This window comes from Niastella sp. sgz303648 (assembly GCF_059587045.1).
On record NZ_JCAPSW010000010.1, the window covers coordinates 253,101 to 276,294 of the forward strand.

15 protein-coding genes are annotated in these 23,194 nt (G+C 37.8%); 2 read left to right on the forward strand and 13 right to left on the reverse strand.

All coding sequences use genetic code 11. The features are described 5' to 3' along the window. Nucleotides 1-17 precede the first annotated feature (17 nt). Nucleotides 18-887, reverse strand: coding sequence for a hypothetical protein (locus AC59IL_RS26890; protein WP_496555317.1), 870 nt, complete (start codon nucleotides 885-887; stop codon nucleotides 18-20). 419 nt (nucleotides 888-1,306) lie between these two features. On the opposite strand from AC59IL_RS26890, the gene AC59IL_RS26895 reads away from it, so the two are divergent. Next, nucleotides 1,307-1,660: a hypothetical protein gene (locus AC59IL_RS26895; RefSeq protein WP_496555318.1), complete on the forward strand. Its 354-nt coding sequence runs from the start codon at nucleotides 1,307-1,309 to the stop codon at nucleotides 1,658-1,660. 190 nt (nucleotides 1,661-1,850) lie between these two features. Here the strand turns inward: AC59IL_RS26895 and AC59IL_RS26900 are convergent, their stop codons facing one another. From AC59IL_RS26900 to AC59IL_RS26950, 11 genes are all read right to left on the reverse strand, one after another. Next, nucleotides 1,851-2,327, reverse strand: a complete 477-nt coding sequence (locus AC59IL_RS26900; protein ID WP_496555319.1) for a hypothetical protein — start codon at nucleotides 2,325-2,327, stop codon at nucleotides 1,851-1,853. Between the two features lie 456 nt (nucleotides 2,328-2,783). Continuing rightward, entirely contained in the window at nucleotides 2,784-2,960 is a 177-nt protein-coding gene (locus AC59IL_RS26905; RefSeq protein ID WP_496555320.1) for a hypothetical protein, read from the reverse strand. A 212-nt stretch (nucleotides 2,961-3,172) separates the two neighbouring features. Further along, entirely contained in the window at nucleotides 3,173-6,211 is a 3,039-nt protein-coding gene (locus tag AC59IL_RS26910; RefSeq protein WP_496555321.1) for a type III restriction-modification system endonuclease, read from the reverse strand. Between the two features lie 21 nt (nucleotides 6,212-6,232). Further along, nucleotides 6,233-8,224, reverse strand: coding sequence for a site-specific DNA-methyltransferase (locus AC59IL_RS26915; protein ID WP_496555322.1), 1,992 nt, complete (start codon nucleotides 8,222-8,224; stop codon nucleotides 6,233-6,235). Nucleotides 8,225-8,228: 4 nt separating this feature from the next. Further along, nucleotides 8,229-8,999, reverse strand: a complete 771-nt coding sequence (locus AC59IL_RS26920) for a DUF4391 domain-containing protein (protein ID WP_496555323.1) — start codon at nucleotides 8,997-8,999, stop codon at nucleotides 8,229-8,231. After that, the gene (locus AC59IL_RS26925) at nucleotides 9,000-12,158 is read right to left on the reverse strand and encodes a helicase-related protein (protein WP_496555324.1); all 3,159 of its coding nucleotides are present in this window, start codon (nucleotides 12,156-12,158) and stop codon (nucleotides 9,000-9,002) included. Further along, a complete protein-coding gene (locus AC59IL_RS26930; protein ID WP_496555325.1) occupies nucleotides 12,158-12,457 on the reverse strand; it encodes a helix-turn-helix domain-containing protein in 300 nt (99 codons plus the stop codon). The genes AC59IL_RS26925 and AC59IL_RS26930 overlap by 1 nt, the downstream gene beginning before the upstream one ends. Before the next feature lie 322 nt (nucleotides 12,458-12,779). Continuing rightward, nucleotides 12,780-15,134 carry a hypothetical protein gene (locus AC59IL_RS26935; RefSeq protein ID WP_496555326.1) on the reverse strand — a complete coding sequence of 785 codons (2,355 nt, stop codon included), beginning with the start codon at nucleotides 15,132-15,134 and terminating at the stop codon, nucleotides 12,780-12,782. Nucleotides 15,135-15,146: 12 nt separating this feature from the next. Further along, nucleotides 15,147-16,313 (reverse strand): hypothetical protein, encoded by a 1,167-nt coding sequence (locus AC59IL_RS26940; RefSeq protein ID WP_496555327.1) that lies wholly within the window; start codon nucleotides 16,311-16,313, stop codon nucleotides 15,147-15,149. Nucleotides 16,314-16,914: 601 nt separating this feature from the next. Next, complete coding sequence (locus tag AC59IL_RS26945; RefSeq protein WP_496555328.1) at nucleotides 16,915-18,726, reverse strand: UvrD-helicase domain-containing protein; 1,812 nt, start codon at nucleotides 18,724-18,726, stop codon at nucleotides 16,915-16,917. 1 nt (nucleotide 18,727) lies between these two features. Beyond that, nucleotides 18,728-20,848 carry an ATP-dependent nuclease gene (locus AC59IL_RS26950; protein ID WP_496555329.1) on the reverse strand — a complete coding sequence of 707 codons (2,121 nt, stop codon included), beginning with the start codon at nucleotides 20,846-20,848 and terminating at the stop codon, nucleotides 18,728-18,730. 557 nt (nucleotides 20,849-21,405) lie between these two features. Between AC59IL_RS26950 and AC59IL_RS26955 the strand changes: the two genes are divergently transcribed. Then, nucleotides 21,406-21,687: a hypothetical protein gene (locus tag AC59IL_RS26955; RefSeq protein ID WP_496555330.1), complete on the forward strand. Its 282-nt coding sequence runs from the start codon at nucleotides 21,406-21,408 to the stop codon at nucleotides 21,685-21,687. Nucleotides 21,688-21,918: 231 nt separating this feature from the next. Here AC59IL_RS26955 and AC59IL_RS26960 read toward each other — a convergent pair whose 3' ends face one another. After that, on the reverse strand, nucleotides 21,919-23,166 hold the full coding sequence (locus tag AC59IL_RS26960) for a zinc dependent phospholipase C family protein (RefSeq protein WP_496555331.1): 1,248 nt from the start codon (nucleotides 23,164-23,166) through the stop codon (nucleotides 21,919-21,921). Nucleotides 23,167-23,194: the final 28 nt, after the last annotated feature.

A 23,194-nucleotide genomic window follows, 5' to 3' on the forward strand; every position in this document is an offset into this window, starting at 1 on the left:
TACAGGGTAGGTATTCTTTATGGTCTTTTTTGAAGATGTTTCAACATAGCTTTCATTCCTGATCTGTTGGGTGCTTCTGAAATTTTTCGGGCGTTCAATAAACGATTCTGCTCTTTTAGTTCATCAGAAATTTTTTGTAGGTTTAAATTTTGACTTTGAATTTTTTCAAATGAATACTCTTGTTCCAGGAGACCAGACTTTGCAGTAATGCTTTGAAGTGTTAGTTTAATTTGTACCGGATCGAAGTGGTATTGAAACCGACAATGAATATTTTCATAGGAGTTTAACTGAAGTCGTATGTTAATTGGGAGAATTTTTGGTTCATATTCATGAAGGTTTGCTTGTAGTAAAGCTTTTAGTTCTCGATTAATGAAAAAGGTTCGATTGTCTAAAAAAGTTTTATAATATCCGATATTTTTTAAAATGTCGTCTTGTTCACATAAAATCAATTTTATTTTTTCTTTTGGATAAATGATATGAACGTTTTTATCATTTAGGAGATTCGTTAAATGTTTCCAAACATTAATTGCTGGCGGTAAATCATTTTCTTCTTTTAAGGGATAGCAGATTCTTTTATCGTTGAGTTCAGCAACCAGGGAGTAAAGGTTAAGTGTGTGATTAGTACGATTAATTGAGTAAAATAAGTTGTAGTTTAATTCATTCTCCTTGTTGTTGAAAAAGCCCTGTATGCGAATTAAAAAGTCTGGTTTTGCGTTGTTATCAGTGTATTTGCTTTTGAGCTTATATTGCAGTTTTTTTAAAAGGAAATTTTCACTATAAGGGAAATGTTGTTTATGTGTATACCCTTTATTAACTAATAAATTGTAGTGTTTTAGGGCATTTTCAAAAGGATCTGTATTATCAGACTCCAACCGATTTTTTTTCATTGTTTCTGTTTTATAAAACAAATATGAACTGAAAAAAAGGTGGTGTTTCAGAGTGCAAATAGAGCCTCGGAAAGATTTTATTAAAAATGTTACCTTAGAGGGAAAGTAGGCGCGCAAGGGTTAGGTACGGCTGAATTGTCTGGCCAGAAGAAAATTATCTTCAGTTGTTCTTTTGCTTGGTGATGCAAGATTCATATGGGCGGGGAAATCAGAAAAGTTACTAAAAATTGGGGCATCCTAAAGATGAACGTGGGAAATACACGATAACAAAAAAAATGCAAAAAACGTAGTCCGTTAGCAACATTCTAAGAGCCATCCATTTGATTTTTCTTATTTCCTTATTGACATTGTGGTAAGACCATCTATTCATGAAAATTTGATACCTTTATTTCAATTCACCCTCAATTAAAAAACAATGTATGGTCAAACGGCAGTTTTTATACGGCCCAGTTTGGATAAAGTACTTGGATCAAATAAAAAGTACGCTTGAATTTGGTTTGGGGGAAGGGTTTCCGATTCCTCCCGCCAATTTCAAGAAAGTTGGCAATCGCAAGAATTATGGATTTAGACTAGAAATTAAGAATAGAAAAGTTGTAAACGATATTTCAGGATCCGCAGTTGCCAGGGATCTAGCCTATCTGTTACTGGAAGATCCTGGCAATAAAAAGCTGCTGGCCAAAAAACATTTCTTTATCAGGATGAACAATTCATTCTATTGTGAAATATATCCAGTAAAGCTGTACCAGGGGATTATGGATGGTTCGATTAACTGAATGCGAAACTTATTGGCATAGATATCACCCTTAATGATTCATTGCTGGAGTTCTACAACTCTAATCGTTTGCACTTCGATTTTTGCGGCTAATGCTTATACTACCCAAAGCCAAGACCGCCAATACATTTCATGTGGCTTTTTCGATCTGATGAACTCGCCACATGAATAAAAGTGGCAGCGTGTTAATTTTAATCAGGATGAATTGCAGCATTTAGCTCCGTTGATATTACAGTAATTTCATTATGCTGTAATGGTTGATACTCCATGCAGCTATTATCATAAAGGTCTTTATACATTGACTGGATAAGGTGGCGGCCCTTGCGCTCGCTGTCAGCAACTGCAAATATGGTATAGACCGGTACTTCGCATATTGCTAAAAATAGTTGCGGGAAAAAGTAAAAATGGTTCTCTTTTGCTATTCCCATTGCTTTATCGGCTAAGTAATTATCTTTATCATTGTCACAGGAATAATCGCGTTGATAAATATCATGAAATGCATTTAATAGAGCTTGATTAGCGTCGCAGTAGTCGTGTGCATGCTCTACATTGCTATTTTCAGTAGAATTTTTTTCGATTACAGTTTTTAGCTTTTCAGCTGTTAGCCATTCTCTTATTATTTTTGCGTATGCGTGACTAAGAGCAATTACTTCATTTATATATTGCATAGTTGATAGGTTTAATTTATATAAGTTGTCTTTGTGTTTTATACGTCTGCCTCGGGAAGTTGATATATTATAGTATACCGAGTTTCTTCACCCATTTTGGAACAGATGTCTGCAACCATAAATATGCTTCCGCTGGTATAGTGTGGATCTTCGTCAGGATTGAGCTGGGCGGCATAACTGGTCTCTCCTTCTCCCGTTTAATTCGAACTGTTAGTTTTGGTCTGTCTTTTCTTCCTGAATCAATTGGTGAATTGTGCTAATTTTCAGAGAGATCAATTTAAGCGCCGCCTCTCTAGATGATTTCTCCTTTATCTCGTGTGGAATAAGAGGGTCCGGACAAGTTTCGAGCAAAATTTCAATGAGCCTACTAGGTTCAGACTTTTCGCAGATGTTTGCCAGAAAAACTATGGTTTGGCCCATCAAAACAGGAATTTCTACCTGAACCGAGCTCCGAACTCAGTTTCTGCATCCTCTTCCTCTTTCTCCTCTTCCCAGTCTCCAGTCTGGTGTTATTCTGAATTCAATAAAAATATTGTTCGATGCCATACCGGTAAAGGCGAAATTGCGGGGGGCACCATTTTCAACCGGGAATGTGACCATTTGGATATTATGAAACGCTAGTAACTTTTCCATGTAGATTTATTTTGCTCGATTCGGCGAATATAAGTAAAACTTCTCCTTGGTCTCCGAATTGTGGGGATTCGTGATTTTTAAATAGTTAATGCCAAATTTAATCTAATGATAGAATATTTCGCTCACTTAACAAACCCATCAAGATTGCTGTACTTGAATGTATATGTGCAGTAATAGGCCACTCCCAACAAAAAAGCATTGTTAATGCGTTTTTATCCAGCCTTCGCCAACACCTTCTCAACAAACTCCTCCATATTATTTACATACTCTAGACTTAAGTTGCTTCCGGTTTTATCAGCCAGCTCCTTAAAGTGTTTCTTCCCACATTCAATTTTTCCTTGTTCTGCTGGACGCAAAAAGTCAAAGCCCATTGTTCCTTTGCTTTCTACAACAAAAAACAATTTTTCAGTTCCGTTCACTTCAAATAAAACGGCCCAGTCTGGATTGTATTTTCCTAAAGGAGTATCTATTTCAAACCAGCGGGGTAGCTTGGCATAGACCTTTACGTTTTTATTTCTTTCAAATTCCTTTGTAAGGTCGGATTCCACGCCGCTATCATATACCACATGCTCATAAGGAGACTTGGTACTTGCCAGCATGTTGCTTTTCAGGTAACCGGTGAGTTGTTCATTCTGAAAAAGCTCCTGGCTATAAATTTCATGATCTCCAATTTTGGTGTAAACAATGCCATCCACAATATGCAAACGCATCTGCTCATTAATGATGTCAATACAGCCTTCAATAAATTTCTGTGGATTCAATTTGAAGTACCTAAGATTAGTGCAACCTATTAGTATCGAGACTATACTTTTGCGGGTGAGTTGTGTTTCATTTTGAAGATAGCTGACTATATCGGGTAATATCTCTATTTCTGTGTCAATAGTTCCATATTCTGTTTCAGGCTCACCAACAACGGAAATACCGCCTTTGTTTATATCCAGGCTGGCTTTTTCATAAACCAATTTCCCACGACTTACTACAAGCCTATCACTGATATGTTTCTGGCAAGCCTTGATTAAGTGTTCGGAATCAAACCTGACTGAATAGGTAGTTTTATATTTTATCTTATCCCATAGTTCTTTGAACTCAGGGCTTAATAATACTTGCTTATTTATCCTGACTACCTGCTTATCCTCACTTCTCTTTATTTCAAGCTTACCGGCAGTTTGTTTCAGTGTTTCAATAACCTGGGCCCTCACATGATCTTCCAGATCATCTGGGAGTTGAACATTACCCGAACGCAAATCAGCTTTCAGCGTTTCCTGTACTTTTCCTTTGTTGCTGATATATCCTTTCATCATCAGGAAGTCGAATAGTTCTTTCGATTTTTCCTGCCCAAGGAAAACGGGATCAGCGCCGTACATTTCTACAGTAATGTTATTAAAACTATGCGGCTGAAGGATGCCAAATACGGTTCCTGTTTCTTTCTCAATTTCTTTTTGAAGATTATCTACAAAGTCCTCATAACTTTCACTTGCCATTACAGTTAATGTGTTTGTATCAAAGCCATAAACCCTTTCACCATCCTGGTTAACGGCCAATCGAAGTCCTCTACCTATTTCCTGCCGTCTGCGTATTTCCGAAGCTCCCGCTTCTTTCAATGTGCAAATCTGAAATACATTTGGGTTATCCCATCCTTCTTTTAATGCAGAATGTGAGAAGATGAAACGAAGCCTTGATTCAAAACTGAGCAACTTTTCCTTATCCTTCATAATAAGGTTGTACGTGTCTTCATCGGCTGCCACATTGCCGGAAGTGTCTTTAAAGTATTCAAACTTCTCCTTCTTGTTACTAGCCTTTGACTTTTTATCTATGGAAAAATAACCATTGTGAATCTCCTGCACCTCCGAATCCAAATCCTTTATTTCTCCAAAAAGGCTTTGGTATTTGGGTTTCTTAATAAGCTTTTTATATTCTTCTTCAAAGATATTGGCATAGTCACCATTTTGCATATTGCCATCTTCATCATAGACGCGGTAATGCTTAACGGCATCAATAAAGAAAAGGCTTAATACTTTTATGCCTTTCGGGTTTAGTACAAGTTCTTTATCAAGGTGCTCCTCGATGCTTTTACGAATCATCATTCGCTTGATCAAGCTATCATCAACCGTTCCTAATGATTCTCCCAATTTCAAAATAGTCCCATTGATGAATTCAATATACTCGTTGCCGGGTTGAGTGTAAATGTCATTTACAATGAATCCTTCATATTGCTGTAGTTTGGTTATTTCCAGCAAATCATCATTCTTTTTGAGTTCCTTGGGTTTGCGTTTTCTTTCGCCTTTTTCAAGGATATCCAAATCTACTTTGGCCCGGATATTTGGTTTGTTTTTAACATTGACCAATTTCATGTAAGCTCCGTCAATTGCAGCACCATCCACTTTCACCGATGCTACTTCAATTTGCTTTACCAGTTGACGATTATAAGCATCCACTGCATCTAACTTATACATCAGATTCAGCTTTTCTTTATGGGTAGCTGAATACCGAAGCATCACCAGTGGATTCAGATTTTTTACACTCTTTTTGGCGAGTACTGTGCTGAGCGTAGTCTGTGGTTCGTCAATAATTACTACCGGCCTCGTATCCTGGATCAATTGCAAAGGCTTATAGCCTAATTTATCGTTGTACCGGTGGATGATGTTCTGGCTTTTTGTTTCGTCCTTTTCGTTTTCAAAGCTTTTACGGAAGGCGTCAATATTGATCACCATGATCTGCAATTGGTCATTGACGGCGAAATCTCTTACATCGGGCAGGTTGGAACTATCGTAAATAAAATATTTGTAGGGAATGTTGTTATAATGCTCCTTAAAATGGCTCTCCGTTATCTGTAAACTTTTATATACTCCTTCTTTGATTGGTATGGATGGAACGACAATAATGAATTTGGTAAATCCATACTGCCTGTTCATTTCCATAATCGTTCGCAGGTACACATAGGTTTTACCAGTACCGGTCTCCATTTCAATGGAAAAATCAAGATGTTTAATATCTACCTCATTAGGCAGGGAGGGCTTTAAACCGTTGCGAAGCTGGATCTTTTGAGTGTTCTCCAATATTTGTGCATCGGTGAGCTGCAGTTTATTGGCGTAGCCTATTTGGTTAAAATCAAGTGTTTTTTGCTTAGCCAGGTATTCCGGTGAAAAAACTGTGAAATTAGAGGTGCAAACTTCCTGCCCCTGGAAAATATCAACTATGGCATTAATCGCTTCCTGCTGATAAGGTAATCCACTTTCAAATTTTATCTTCATGCTCCGTGTTCTTAAACTGGTTTAAATAGTGTTTACCTCATTAATACCATAGCGCTTCAATATCTGGATAGAATTGGTTTTTTCGACATCGTTAAAACCAGTGTCTTTAAAAATAACCCTGCAAGTAAAAGGTTCCAGCTCCCGTTTCCATTTTCCAATGCCTTCTGCTACGGCAGTGGTTAAACCATTGGCGAGGCAAATGAACAATGCGCCCAAACCAATGTTGAATACTATTTTGCCTGCTATTGTTTTTTCTTCAATTGGTTGTGCTAAATCCAAACCTGACTTCAGGAGAATCTCATATAAAACATCTTCTTCTGTACGATCAGGTTTTATATTTTCTGCGGCAGAAAGTAAGTTTTGTTCAAAATATTTCACGCTGCCATCCCAGGCATTAATGTTACTACTGTCCAATTTGAAGACCCGAAAACCAATATCTAATTGTTTATTGTTTGCAGAAAAAAGATCATCTTGAATTCCAGTCTTCACTTTTTCTCCAGCACGGCGCAATCGCTCTTTGGTTATTTCTGCTATGGTTTTATAACCGGCCATGTTTGCTTCACTGTCTGGATCAGTAGGCTCTGGTAGTTGAACACAAATAAATTTACGGCTGCCACTATCATCTGCATTTAATTTCATAACAGCATGTCCAGTAGAACCGGAGCCCGCAAAAAAATCCAAAATAATATCATTGTCTTCCTTAGATGTAACATATGCGACCAAAGCTTTTAGGTCCTCAAAGTGTTTGGGATTCTCAAAAATTCGTTTATTCTCAAAAATCTTATTGAATTCAACTGTTGCAGTTTGAGCATAGCTAAAATTCACACTTCTCATTACTTCATTATCGGCCTCAAATAAATTTCTTCTGATTCTTGGCAAGGTAGTTTCATCCGGACCAAACACAACTCGTCCTTTGTCAATTTCCTCCTGCATTCTTTCCGGCTTTGGAAAACGCCATCCGGCATCTGGAACTTTACATGGCTTTTTTGTAATCGGATGAATGACTTCATATTTCGGGCCGCCGCCACCTGGCCAGCTTATATTACCGTCATCTCGGAAGGGTCCTTTTTCATCAACTTTTGAGAACCGAGACAATGGCTTTCTTTCATCTTCATCATCCCAGCTTGCGTAGAGTTTTTTCAGGCCCTCTGCGACAAGTTCCCAGTCATTATTAAATTGTTCCTTTAATCTATTAAACTCCAGTTTCACTTCGGCAATGCCTTCTTTAGGTGCCCTATAAACAATCTCTAACTCCTTTATCCATTTGGAGTTTTTAAAGTAAACCAACATATACTCATGTCCTACCGAAAAATACTTCGCATCATTTTTTCTATTTTTATCGTATACCAGTGAAGCAACAAAATTCTCTTCTCCAAATATCTCATTGCATACTTTTTTTAAATTGTGCATTTCGTCATCATCTATGCTGATAAAAATAATTCCGTCTTCCTTCAAAAGATTCCGAGCTAGTTTTAGCCTGGGATACATCATATTTAGCCAGTTACTATGATATCGTCCATCGCTTTCGGTATTCGTACTCAACTTTTTTCCTTCTTCATCGGTCTGTCCTGTAATCGCCAAATAATTGCCAAGATTATCTGCATAATTGTCTTTATAAACAAAGTCCTTTCCTGTGTTATAAGGAGGATCTATGTAGATCATCTTGATTTTATTCGCATAGCTTTTTTGAAGAAGTTTTAATACTTCTAGATTATCTCCTTCAATAAAAATGTTTTGGGTGCTATCCCAATCTTTACTTTCCTTCTTAACAGGTCTCAATGTACCCGTACTTGGCTTATTAGCTTCTTGTCTCGCCATGCTTTTACCAGCCCAGGTAAAGCGATAATATTCCTCACTGGTTTCAACTTCTTCACCTAATAATGCCTTCAATTCTTCTATATCTACTTTTCCTTCCTTTACAACAGTTGGGAAGAGAGATTTTAGAATATCCACGTTCTCCTTTATAATGTCGGCACTCTTGCTCAATGGGTGGTTGGCGGTTATTTGTTCCATAATACTATGCAGTTATCAATGCTTTTAATTGCTCAATCAGTTTTCTTCTATTCTGAATTTCCGTGTTTAATAAAATTCTTTGATTCAGTTGGCTTTCTTTTTTTGCCTGGTTTTGCAATACTTGAATTTCTTTTTGCAAAGACTCAATTTTCTCCAGCTTTTCCATGTCACTTTGGGTGCGGTCTTTAGTGCGGGGTGTAAACACACCACTTAGTTCCGCAGCCTGTAGAGCGATCATCCGCTGGATGTAAGAATCATAGTAGGTTTTCAAATTGGTTTTATCCAATTCTGAAAAGGCAAGACTACTTAGAAAGCTCTGTTGCCGTTCCGTAGTTTCTTGCTTGTCTATAGGTTCCGTAGTATATTTTTTCTCAACTATTCTGCGGTTGCTGTCGTTCTGGTTAATTTTCTTATCGCATGCATTTAACACAAAAGTGCCGTCCTGCCGAATACATAACAGGATAGGATAAGGAATGTATTTCTGAATGAGATCAGCTATTCGCTGATGATTTTTTTCGAAATCACTACCTGAAGTATGAACAACTATTACCTGAACTTCTTCAAAAAGGTATTGTTCATCCTTGTAAGGGTTGATATTTGAATTAGATGGGCTTACACTGGCTAACCAATCAATACCGGATATGGCATTGACATCATCCAGCAATGCTTTTTCGGTGCTGGTAAGATCAAAGTTGCGTTTAAAGAAAGCCTTGGTGATTTTCTTATTCACCAGGTTTCTTTCAGGTATTTGCAATATGGTATTCAGCGCTTGCATTTATTTAATTACCAAAAATGAAATCAGCTCATAGCCATTACTCACTGATGATTTGCTCAATTTTGTTCCTCCGGGCATTGCCAGAGTATCTAACCCCAATTCATCATCTACACCTTTTAAATGTGTCATAGTAGTTTGAAGAAGTTGTGCATATAAATCCATCTTACTACCAGCCTTTGTTTCCTTATCAAAACCTGCTATCAAATCGGGAAGAATTTCATTTTTTCCAAGGCAAAGTTTTTTAAAATAGTCAAGGCAGCGTTTAGGATTGTTGCCGGGAATAAAAATTTCTCCTTCAATATTGATATAACATAGGTTGTAAGGAAATATAGCATTGCTGCTATAAACATCTTCAGTGATTGAGGCCAGATCTTTCAGGCAAAAAATAATTCCTTTTGGTGCATCTTCCAGATTAGAGCTGGTAACACTGTAAATTCCCTTCGGCATTAAATTAAATTCTTCCCTTTCATCAACTGTTAGCCTGTCTGCATCTATTTTAAAATCGTTAAAAGTAAGGTCGGTAATGCTAATGCCACCTTCGATGTCTTCCAGGTCAAGCACTTTGCTTTGAAGCTGCTTTAACTGCCTTCTTCGATATTCCAGATCTTGCTTTTGACCGGTTGTTTCATCAATGATATTATCATCTCCGGTTGCCGATACATCGAGTATTTGCATACGGCCATGCACTCTTCCAATCAGGTCAATATAGTTATCCAAATCAAGATTTGGAAAGAAGTTGACTAATTGTATTTTTTCGTTTTTGGAACCGATCCTGTCAATACGTCCAAAACGCTGGATAATCCGTACCGGGTTCCAATGAATGTCATAATTCACCAGATAATCTCCATCTTGTAAATTCTGTCCTTCAGAAATGCAATCGGTACAAAATAGTATATCAATTTCGTCTGTTCCTTCCGGAAAAATGATTTGCCGTTTTTTTGAGATGGGAGAAAAATGAGTAAGGATTGAGCTGAGGTCTGCCTTGCACCCTGGCATGTTTGTTTTATTGGTTTCGCCTCCTGTTACCTGTGCAGAAAAAAGACCCAAATCATTTTTTAACCAACTATGCAATTCATCGTACAGGTATTTTACCGTATCTGCAAATGCAGAGAAAATAATTACCTTTTTGTTATTGCCATTTAGTGGCTTTTTCACTTTGGCGGCAATCAAATCCTTGAGATCACGGAGCTTGGCATCCCTCGTCCGGTCAATCACCTTTGTAAGAGAAAGCAGGTTTTCAATTCGCTTCTTGTCATCTAACAATTCCTCACGGCATTTAATCAAATCAATATCCTGCAGTAATACTTTCACCTTTCCACCTACTAATAAATCTTCAAGCAGTTCGTCGTCAAAATCAATATTGTTTATGTCAAGTTCGTTATCGAAAAAAGTATTGTTTCTTGCATTTTCCACCTTTTCCAATAAACTGTTTATTTGGTGCAGTAATGATTCAAGGGTTAAATGAAAGGAATGAATGGAACTTTCCAATCTTTTCAGCAGATTCACACGCATCAAATGAATAAGGCTATTTTCCCTTTCTATCTGTTTGAAGACACTTCCTGAGGAAGTAGTCATATCATATTTATCCTCGTATGCTTTCTTTTTGTCTGGCCTTACATACGATAAAGGAGAATAGAACTTAAGGTTTAGGGCATTGAGTTCGTTATTCACTTTATCCATAGCAGGGAAAGCCCCATTCAGATCAAAATCAGAATATTTATTTACCGGCTTTTGACGTTCGGGAAATTTGCCTATATCATTGGTGTTATAATATTTCTGGATATGCTTTCGGGAACGGGCAATAGTCAGCAAGTCAAGGATTTTGAAATAGGAACCATCGAGGCTTTCAATTAAACTATCCCTGTTATAGTCATCGCCGTTTCTGGCTCTTAGCCAATGATTAAATTTTTGCTGCGCCTTGCGAAGAGTTTGGTCAATGCTAGGTATGCCATACGATTTAAGTGCATTATCCTGTTGTTCTGTTATAAAAGCAATTTGGTTTTTAATATCATTCATCCGGGTATTTACCGGCGTTGCTGAGAGCATAAGCACTTTCGTTTTCACACCAGATTTTATAATATCATTCATCAACCGCTGATACCTGGTGATTGTTTCTTTGCGTGGAGGGTTGTTGCGAAAGTTGTGCGATTCATCAATTACCACAAGGTCATAGTTACCCCAGTTAACAGTTTCAAGATTGATATAGCCCGATAAACCATTAGTACGGGAAAGATCGGTGTGGTTTAAGACATCAAAGTTTAATCTGTCTTTCGAGAGTATATTGCGCACATCGTTCTGAGCATATACCAACCAGTTATCACGGAGTTTTTTCGGACACAATACCAGGATACGATCATTCCGCATTTGGTAGTATTTCATTACGGCCAGAGCTTCAAACGTTTTTCCCAAACCAACACTATCGGCAATGATGCAGCCGCCGAAAGTTTCAATTTTATCAATTGCCCCTAAAACTGCGTCCTGTTGAAAATTGTATAGCATGTTCCAAATAAGCGTATTCTTAAAACCGATCTTTTTAAGGCGCTGTTCGGATACTTCATCAATAGTGGCGTTCTGAAAAATATTATACAGGGTGAATTTATACAAGTGGTCTGGTGAGTGATGATTGCAGGCCTTTTCAATTGTGGCTACAATCTGGCTCTTAATGTCTTTATTACTATTATTCCAGAATTGGCAAAATAGGTTGAGATATTGATTCTCTGAATCTTCAAAAGTGTTTATTATAATCGGATTTGCTGATTGAAGCAGACCAAGACAGATGCTATTCAAATCATGAGGTACTATTGAAAAGCATTGTGTTTTATCATCATTTTTTACAAGGATAAATTTTTGCCCTCCTAAATTCCCGTAACGAATGATGCACTTTTCTTTTATGATCGAAAGCGTTGTTTCAGCTTTATATTTCCCCTTTAAATCATGGTATTGTTTCCATTCCTGTGAATCGTAACAAAAACGAATGTCAGAATCTTTATTATAATCGAGAAGAATTTTAATGCTATCTACTTTCTTAAGCTGAATGCATAGTTCGAAAAATGAATTAATACTGAAATAGGAGGCACAAATCAATACCTCTGAATTTTCAGTTAGCAAGGATTTAAATTCGTCAAATAAGCGAGTTGCCTGGTTGTCTATTAGCTTCATTATGGCTTTGGTCTGCTGTTTAGATTTTTTATAGCCTCTTCAAAAAAAGGTTCCCCGCCAAACTCATCAGTCATCGTCTGGCTCAAATACCGTATCTCCAATTCTTTAAAATCCAGGCTAAAAAGCTCAGCAATAACCGGGATCATTTTCGAGTTTGCAGGTCTTTCCCCTTTTTCAATTTTACTTAAAATGGAAGTATCAATATCCAATGCGGCTGCTACTTTACGCAACGGCATGTTCTTCTGCTTCCTTTCGGAATTGATCAATGCTCCAAATTCCCTACTCCAAGTGTTTGACATTATAGTTTGGACTTACTTGTCAAATTTATAAAATCTTTTATCATTTTTTAGTCTTTTTTATTGATTATCAGCTAATGAGGATAGGTGATGCCCACTCAAATAGTAATTATCAAATAACTCAGATAGACTTGATATTTATTATTTTTGTCCGATAAAATACGATGAAAGTCTTTACGAGCTTGTATCGCCATACTCAAACCCTCTTCTCGCAGAGAGTGAGCCGTATCGTGAGAAGTTCTTACCCCATGAATTTTTACATTGGTTTCAGCATCTAACCCCATCCGTGTCGTAGCAAAATGGTTCGAATCTTAACCGGTTTCCTTTACTGAAATTCATACCTGATAGTATATTCTTTGATTATTTCAGGATCTTTTTCTACGAGCACTTTCTCTATGTAAACGCAGATGGCTTTAATGACCGGGCTGCCTGTACATTTCTCTTTCACCAGCGCCAATAGCTCTTTTAAAGCACTAATTTCCAGACGCAGCTTTTTAATGGCTATGGCGTACAGGAATTCCAATAACGCCTCTCCATAATGATGTTGTGCCCTGAGTACAATTGGGTTGATGATTGCTAGGAACTTCCTGCTGATATCTTTGTCGATATCATACGCCAATTCCAGTGGATGCGCTGCCCGTAAGAAACTGGCCTGGATGATACCATCATTGAACCTTGAAAAGTTCTCCGGATCAAGTAAGTTCCTTACGTATTCGCTTTGCCTCAGACAGCGTTTTAAATCCTTTGAATGCCTGAGACGGTTGATTATAGTAGAGATAGTAAAGTATATATCAGCCTGGCTTGCATCCTTATCATAGTTGCTAAAATTGAAGAAGGCAAAATTCTTGTTGATGGCAAGCTGATCATCTGTGTAGACATTGGGATAAAATAGCTGGTCAGTTAATCCGCGTTCTTCCACTTTCATGGAATTCGAAATTACATCATGCCTTTGCATGAAAAATTTAATAACATTCTCAGAAATCTGTGGCAGGTGAACTTCACAGAAGCCCATAAAAGTTTTCACAAAATCTAATTCAACAATCCAAGACGTATTCAGGTAGTCATTATTACAATGAATGGTTTCAACACTATAGAATGAATTGGTATCAATTCCCCTTATACCCTGCGTAAGGTTATTCTTTATAAACTTATAATACTCTTCATCTTGGGTTCTGGTGAAACCCACAAGATAGATAATGGATAATTTGCTGCATTTCCGCATTTCCTTGCTCACATAAATAAGGTTGCCTCCGGACACCATAGAAGAGCAAACGATTACTGCCGCCCCTTCCTTCTTCTCATCCATGGTATGCATGTTATTCATAGGGATGATCTCAGGCAAAAACTCATTTTTTACGACCTGGCTAATCATATGGAGCAGGTACTTTGCAAATAACTCAGATCCCTTATCATTTAAATGAACAATGTACCTGGTATTAGAAGGAATATACTGATGGATGTATCCATTCAGTTTTTCCTTGAAATCTGCAAAAACATGCCCACCATTTGCCAGGTCCTCAAAAACAGCCTGAAGGTCAAAAAACACCTCATAACCGAATCGAGTGGAAGCACTGCTGCGAACGCTACTTTCAAAGAAATTCGCTTTAATAAACGTATTCTTAAGCGCATGTTTACGGTGATAAGATTCCATAAACGGCGATAAGTTGCGGGGCGCGTCGGTAGTCTTAAGGACCAGCTTGTTAATTAGAGGTTTTTCAAGCAGAAATACATCTCCCTGAATAGCTACCGGCATAGAGCCTTTTGCACATAAGGCGCAAGGCTCATTGAATGCATAGGTGTCAAAAGTGTCAATTCCGTCTTTGTTTATAGCATCCCTGTGTAAATCACAGATCACTAAATCCTTATGCTTTGCAGGCTTCAGGCAATAAATAAGGACGATACGTTCCAGCTCCACATGTCTTTCTTCCAGCCTGTCAATAATGTTGGCAGAAGTGGACGAAGACACCAGAAACAGGGCTTTGTGCCGGTCAATAAATTCGCTTTCTTCAAAACCTTTATAAGACCCATAGCTTTCAATGTGCGGGCATACAAAATCCGGATCGAAACGCTTCTTTAACTCCACCAGAGCAAAGGCCAAGGAGTTGATCGACGATGTATCACAATAGATGATCTCATAGCTAACTTTGTACCGTTTCAAAAGATTGAATGCTATAAAGTAAATATCCTGACTTTTTATCAACACATTGCCTGTACGTAAAAACTTATCACAATGTTTCCCGGAGGGAAATACAAAATGGTGGGATTCTTGGGCAGTGATCAAACCTCCTTTGCAAAAGATATTGTTCATTCCAATACGAAAGAGATTTACAAAGACAGCATCGGCTATCCGTATACCTTTCAATGAACTTAAACTGCCATATTCATCAAATAAGTACATCCCCACAAAACTGGAGTACATATTTTGTTGGTGAAATCTCGTCGGAATAATAGCCCTAAAGGCATCTTCCGAGTCCGCAGCGAACGCTTCCAACTGCGGTTTAAGATATGCCCCCGCTACGACCAGTAAATGATCAGGAACATGATGCTCCTGAAAGTGATTTTTAAGTTGGTTTAACAAGCCAGGCAGATCTGCTTTTTGCTGATGGAGGAAAGCAATCGTATAGTTCGTGATTTTGGCATCTTTTGTTAAAGAGGCGTCAAATATCAGGACATCGGCCATGTAATAGCAGGTTTAGTAATTAACTACAGGTTCAAGAGGCAGGATGATGGTAATAACACTCCCTTTGGTATTGTAATAGGAAGTAAATTCCTTATCTGAAATTTTGCCCCAGTCATAAAGCGTTATATTTTCTGAGACAGTTTCATTTTCATACTGATTTATAATCATATCCCGGAAAACATGTGTTTTGTTTGTCCTGATTCGTATAAACCCCCTTGCATCTATGGTTGAAAGCACACGATCTAAACCAATACCTTTCACTACCCCCTTCCTTCCTTCATCGTTCGTCCAGTATTTGGTCAGACATTGTTTGATAATACTTACTTCCTCTACAACGGGCATTGCCTCATCGTATTTTTCACCCATTCGTCTACCTGCAAAGCCATCACCGCTATCAAAGACTGAAATTTCAAGGAAGGAAATCTTATTCTCCGCATCAGGCTTAAAAATACCGTGTGAGAAATACCTGTTTAATGCCGCATTATCTTCGGTATGTTGCTTTATGTTCTTCTGAAAATTCTTATAATACCTGAAATAAATTCCTCTTACGCCGGGCACGGCCTTGTTTCCAAAACGATCTTTCGTGGCCCAGTCATCCGTGTTCTTGAAAAGCTCATAAATGATCGCAGTTAATGGTTTGAGAATGCCCTGCATTTTTCCCATTACTACTTTGTTGGTTTTTTCTCCCAAGTTCTTTATGATTTGATTTACATATTGCTCGATCATTTCCTCATCGACAATTTTATATGAAGGAGCGTTGTAGAACATTTTAACAAGCCCCTTTTCATTTGGCAGATGATCAAAGCAAGTAAGCATGTAGGACGTCCCCAAAGGCTTATAATTTCTCATCAACTCATTAACATACTGGTTGGTTGGCCGCAAATCCACTTTTAAAGAATTTCCATCTTCATAGTTAAATTCTTTAAACCAGTGGAGGGATGAGGACACAAACCACAGATAGGATTTCGCGGCGGAATCGAGTTGTTCCTTATTGGAGCTTTTAATCCTTGCCTTTAACTGGTTCAGTTTTCCGTCCCGGATGATTGTAGATATAAATTGAATGATCGAGGGCAGTACGCCAATATTTTCTTCCTTGAAATCATTTGGCAGTTCGAGGTCGACCATATGGTCCCGGCTTTCATCTTTATATTTTTCATATAAAGTTTCGATATCATTCATATTAATCTCTCGTTTGATCGAAATCATAAATCAGGAATTTGGTATTTGCTTGGTCCGGTTCAAGCGGAAAAGTACTAAAAGAAAACAATTTTTACCTTATTTGGTACAACCAGGTGAGAATTTAATAAAGTTAGTTGGATTTGGTTTATTTGGCTGATAGTTTCGCTAATAGCTTTTCAAAATTGGCCGTAGGTTCAAGGTTGTTTGTATGTACCGAAAGATCTAACCTTTTGTTATGAGAAAGTAAAATAAAATTTTCTTCAGGCAATTCCGAATTAGATGAGAAGTAAGAATAATAAACAGGAATATCGGTCATATACTTTTTCCGATGTACTAATGCTAAGGTAGGCAGCAACAAAAAAACGTCTTTATTAGTCAATTGAAATGTAGTGAAGTACTTATTTAATTGTCTCTTTGATTTACTTATTAAATCGTCCGGATTAAATGAAGATTCGCCCGTCATTAATCTGTTTCGATCATGTTTGTATCTGTCAGGAGAAAGGAAAGCCTGAATCCACCCAGCCTTTACCTTTACCTCAATAATGGCAAAGGTTCTTCCATTCTTTAATAATCTTATATCAGGATGACTATAAACAAGCTGTTAACTATTAGATACATCTGCTATATTTTGGCAGTCATTGGGTATATCAGGCAGTAATTTAACATTCATATCCCAATCTTTAATTTTTTGTATTGTTTCCTGATTACAGGATGGCACCGCAATAAAAAGGCTTTCTTTTGCCCTGCTAAATGCGACATAATAAACCCGGGCATCATCTCCGTCTGCTTGCAGACGGTTTTTAGCATCAAACACAAAGCGATCCAGGTCACCGACAGAAGGCAAACAAACGAGTACATGGTCAAATTCAGCACCTTTTGTACTGTGGATAGTTCTTATTGTGTCCTCTGACTGAGTATCAATTTTGACAAAGTGAAGCAGTTGATTCAAGGAACAACTTTTGTAAAACACCTGCGCTGCTCCTGCGGCCAATTTTGAATGTGATTTTAATTGAAGATTGGCTAGATATGCTATCATCTGGATATAGTAATCATTGACATTCATTTGTCTTACTATATCTTTTTTAAAATCTTCCAGCAGAGAAATGCATACTTTTTGAATAGCGAACGCACTTGCTTGTGGATTTGTTGCTTTAATTTGCCGACTAACTAATCGAATCGCTTCTTTGGCATTCTTCTTTTCAAGCCACCTGTAGCCCAATAATAGCGAATGAATAAATTTTGCTCTTTTTGAGTTTGAATCTTCTGCAAACATCTTAGACACAAGATCTGTGCCCTTGGCAACTAATTCGGAGAGAATATTCTCGACATCTACATGCTCTTTTGCCACAGCAACAGTGGAGACGCTAACATTTTCAAGCATCCATCTATAACAATCATGATGTGGGCCAATGAGTACCGTTACGGGGACACCCGGTTTTGTACCCTCATATCCGTGTTGTTCTATGTCAGAACGAAGAGTGTTTAGATAATCGATGATAGCTTGTGTTGAGCGATGGTTTCGTTCAAGTTTATATGAGTTCATTCTCTCCACACCTAAATTCTCAAAGTCTGATCTAACTGCCCCTGCAAACTTGTAAATGGATTGTGCCGGATCACCGATAACACCAATTGTAGTATCACCTTCAGCGATTTTTCTGACAATTACTGTTTGAAGCGCCGTCGTGTCCTGGAACTCATCAATAAACATATATGGATACTTATTACGTATGAATTCTAGAACACGGGGCGATTTTTTTATAATATAGTACGCAAAATACAAGACATCCTCGTGGTGCATTATACCATCAGACCAATACTTCTTTTTATATACCCATAGTTCGTTATTACTTGTCGGTACTGCTATATCAATATAACGTTTGCAATAGAGAACAATATTATTTCCTTGATCTAACCGGAAATCGATGCTTGAAAGTAACTTGATCAGCTTAGGTTTGGACACAGGGGAATTCAAATATCCATAATGGTTTGCCCGCTTTTGATTAAGTTGTTCAATGGTTTTTAACCAACGACGTATTCGATCAGAATGAGGTAAATGTTCTTCGTGCCCTTGCATTTCTGCTGTGTTAAATAAGTCTGCATCATTCTCGTCCTTCTTAATCAAATAGGAAAAAGGTTTAATTATGTTTTTATATAGAAAACTGTGAATTGTGCCTACTTCAATTTGTGCCTTGTCACAATTCATACGCCGCAAAACCTGTTCTGCAGCCACATTAGTATAAGTAATGCACGCAATTTTTCTAGTCAAACCTAGTTTCTGCGATTCTTTAAGTACTCTTTTAATATGTTTGATAAGCCATGCCGTTTTTCCTGCTCCTGGCCCTGCAAATGCCTTAAATGGTGTTTCAATATTCGGCAATTGGTGTATTGATGGTAACGAATTAATATCTACCATTTTACTGAGTAATAAAGGTGATTGATTTCTCTATGTATTCCGGAATCACAAATGGAGTTCTTGCATCTTCATGTAACAATAAATTTTGCCGCAATTGTGTTTCAAGCAAAAAAGCATGTTCGCCTTTTGTGGTTTCAATTGCTCGGTGATAGCATGCTGCAATTAGTGCAGTTTTCTTTTGATCCTCTTCCCATTTACTCATAGTCAATGAGTTTTTAATATCATCATGGAGGCACATGTTGACAATCTCCTCCAAATTCTTTGATTCTTTCAGCGCTGCCATCATCTGACCAATCAGTTCTTTTTTATTTTTACCCTTTGTAGGAAAACTGTCTGTAAGCAGCAACGAACAACTAGGATTATGATAAGCAAGTTCATATTCAAGTGTTTTGCCGATTCCGGCGACAGGCGTAGCTATATGGATGTGCGGAAAATGATTAGCAAAATTTTTCAGATTCACTGCGTGTGGCGCTAAAGGCTTATAGTGATATGCTTCAGGTTCTGTATCCAACTCGAAGGGATAACAGGATTTCCATGTCCTTCGATGATCTTCTTCCTCTTTAATTTCCTTTTTTGCCGGATCCGCATCCGTTATACAAACAACTTTCCTTCTGAGACAGTAATTACCAGGCTCTTCCTTAAATGCAAAAAGTTTAAGAAAATGTTTGAAACTGGCGCTGTCGACACTTACGATTGCAATATGCGCATTTATCAAAAGATCTTCCGCTTTTAAATATGCAGCAAAGCATGGGAGCAACAATTGTTCTGCCAAACCTTCTACAAAAACGACACGGTCAGCAAACAGCATATTGGACTTAGTAGCATCCAGAAAACGGCGAACAAAAGCTTTCGAGATTTGGTCTTCGGCCGAATCCTCGAAGATTCGACCTGGATAGCTTACCCGTTGTTGGCCTTCAAAATCTTCATACAAACACACAACAGAATCAAGGTCTACCGCAGCAGTTATTTGTGTTGAATGACTACTAATAAAGGCCTGTCTTGCTTGCTTTTGAGTATGAAGGTTGTTATCCAGAAATTTCAGGAACTTATACTGCATTGAAGGATGAAGGTGAGCTTCAGGCTCTTCGATGGCTAAGATGGGGAAAATTTTTGCATTGTCACCCATAAAACTGCTTCTTTCCATTTGCATTTTTGCAAGAATCAAAGCAATGAACAGCAAATTATTATAACCAAGTCCGTTGTTTTTTATCGGCAATTTGAACCCTAGTTTTTCAACAACAAGTCGCAATGCAAAGAGAAGTTGTTGTTCCGAAATTTCCGCATCGAAATCAGGATTACCACCTTTTCCTGCACCCGTGGCTTTTGAATACTCAAGCATTTCCTGTTTTGATATCCGCCCAATCAAATGTGCCAAAAGTTCATTGGCTTTACTATTAAATTCGATTTCCCTTGCTTTGAGTAATTGCTTTTTCTCTGCTGAAAGAAGTTCAAAGCCCTGCCCCTCAGTCAGATCGTAATCCAAAAAATAATTAAGTACATCGCGCAGTAGTGTATTATTGCCATAAAACATTTGTCGTTCTGCATCTCTAATAGCATCCAGAAACTGGAAATCAAACCGTTCAAGGTTATCAACGCTCGCCTTTTCCTCTTTTTGAACATCTCCTCCGTATATAGCCGCATTGTATTTACGCAAAAATTTCTTCTCAATAACTTTACGGCATTCTGGGATACGATAACTTCCATCCTCGTTGCGAAGCAAAGTCATCTCTCGGGTATATTCATCATAGTGTTTATAAGGTAGAAAGTATCGATAAGTTAGGCAAGCATGATAGGGCTGTTGTTCATTTAACAGCCATTCGTAGATTACATTCCTATCATCAGGATTCTCTCCTGTATTAACCTGACCGGGTTTCGCAACAGACTCAGTAAGAGTAATTTTGATTTCAATGGTTGGAGGATTCGTGAAATCATTATAACTGGTATTAAAATCTTCTATAGATAATCTCTGTTGTGAGCGTTCAAATACCAATTGCAGAGCTTTCAAAAGATTGGTTTTGCCAGCATTGTTGTGACCAATTATGATGTTTAAACCGGGATTAAAGAGTATAGTATTCTCTTTAAAATTTCGGTAATTTTTAATAATGACTTCAGATATATACATAACTATAACGCATTAAAGAATATTTTAACCCGTGTAACTTTATTTCATTTACCACACAGTTCACCGACTGGGCCTTGCACTCAGGTATTTATAATAATGTTGACAAATGACAGATTTATCCTGCCTCGGAAGAAAATAAGAAGGGGATGAGACTTGCTTATTCTACCGGCCAGGTTCAGGGGGATCAACATTTAAATTATATAAATATAAAATTTATTCTATTCATATTTGTTAACATTTGCTACAACTGTCTATTCAGAACATAATATATTAATTTAGAGTGCAGGCTAAGAAGAATTCCTGCATAAACATTAAGTGTTTTTCACGTTTTTTATTTAATAAATATTCCATATGACTTTGTTAAGTGTTGTTAAATGGAAGGAATATCTAACTAGTTAGCTTAATAATACATTGTTCAACCCCTGTAGGTACATCTTTCCACTACACTTCAAAATACTCACCATCTGGTTCATTAAACCATATTATTACACCAAGACCTTTTGGAATATTAACGTCATCCCTCCATTCAAAATCCGATTTAGAAAATTCTTTGTCCTATGGGTTGTTTAATTAGATGCTCTAAGGGTCAGAAAATTGAAAACTCAATTGAAATTTCTATATCACTGCTTATTGTATTTTTTGCACGAAACAATGAAAGAATGTTATTTTCTGGAAAATTCGGGATTGTATCGCTGCTAATTCATCGCGATACTTTATCAGCCAAATTTCAAGCCTTTTGCAGAATTTATGAAGGAACGAGTGTTCAACAGGCAGCCGCTGCTGCAACCCCTCAGCAACAAGCGGAAGAACGACAATTGAAAGTGAAGGCTTTGAATTGATAGAGTTTTGTATTTTTTTAGTAAATTTGTTCGATTCCAGCTCTTTTAAAGTGTTTTAAAGCAGTATAAATAATTCGGGGGCCTGTTCAGGGGCCTACCGAAAAATCAGCCTACGAAAAAATTGATTTGAAATAATATACGCCACCAGGTTCGATTCTGGGCGAGACCACAAATTCTTCGCGAAGCTTCAAGCTTCGAAGAGCCCACTGGTTTCATATTACTTCATACTTCTTACCTCATCCTGAGCTGCACCAGCGCCTCCACCATTTTTGAATTTCGTTTAGGAGGGTCCGTACCTGCAGTTGCATAAAATGAAAGAATATTCTTTTTAAGAGAAGGAGAAACAGTTTCAAAATGCTTTTGCTTTAGTTTTATCAGCAAATCACAATACGTTTTATCAGCCAGCGCATATTCGCCTTCCTTTGTTTTAATACCGGTATCAAAATCAACATTGACGGGATGCATCGCTTGCACAGCATGCTGATGCAATACCATAATACTACCAGCATAATGAACTGTAACCGTATCAAAGCTGGCGATAAACTTTTTTTCAGCCTCCGGTCCCGGATCTTTAAACTTAATAACTTTTAATGCCCCCCATTTAGGCACAATATGAATAAATACCGCCAGTACATGTGCAAAAAAACCGGGTCTCTCCTTTTTTCCAAAGCGGTGCCTGTTATTTTTTTGATGCATCCGGAAAATAAAATTTCGACTGGTTGCGGTTGGTTGCACTTTTTGGATCTCTCCTTTTTTATAGGACCAGGCGGCTTTGGTCATAAATGGAAAAAGATGCATGATCGTAAACCTAAAGCGGCCCACTGCTTTTGACAGATCGCCAAACAGTTCATTGGCTTCCAGGCCATACGTTTCTTTAAATGCTTTTTGTAGTAATGGTTCGGCCACTTTAAACCCGATAAAATCATGATACGCGGTAGATGCATAATTGCCGCGGGCGGTTTGCAATACATCAAAAGAGAATTCGGTACGTAAATGCGACACATGGTTCTCGGCAAACGTAACGGTATCGCCAAATTTTAATTTCAATTTCGGATATATCAAAGGCACACTGGTATTGATGCCTATTGCATGACCATACACATCGGCATAATAATGACATAACATACCAAGCGCAAAAGCATATTCGTATAATCCTTTTGCCTCATTGAGTACAGTAGTTACAAAGTCGCCGCTGCGTACATAATGGATCAGGTTGGTAAATAGCTTACTGCCGAAAGGATAATAACCCATATCCGGCACAACCGCCCCTCCATATACATAGGCATGTGCTTCGCGAAATGCATCGTTTGAGCTATCAGGAAATTTTTGTTTCAATAAAGGAAGCAGCACTTTATCCCAGTTAACATCAATAATGGCCTGGTGCGTTAATACCGAATAGGCTCTGCAAACCAGTGAAGCATAAACAGATAACAGAATAATTATACTTGTCTTCTTTATAAAACAGGCATTCACCCACATCGTTTATTATTTGCGAAGCAATAACCGG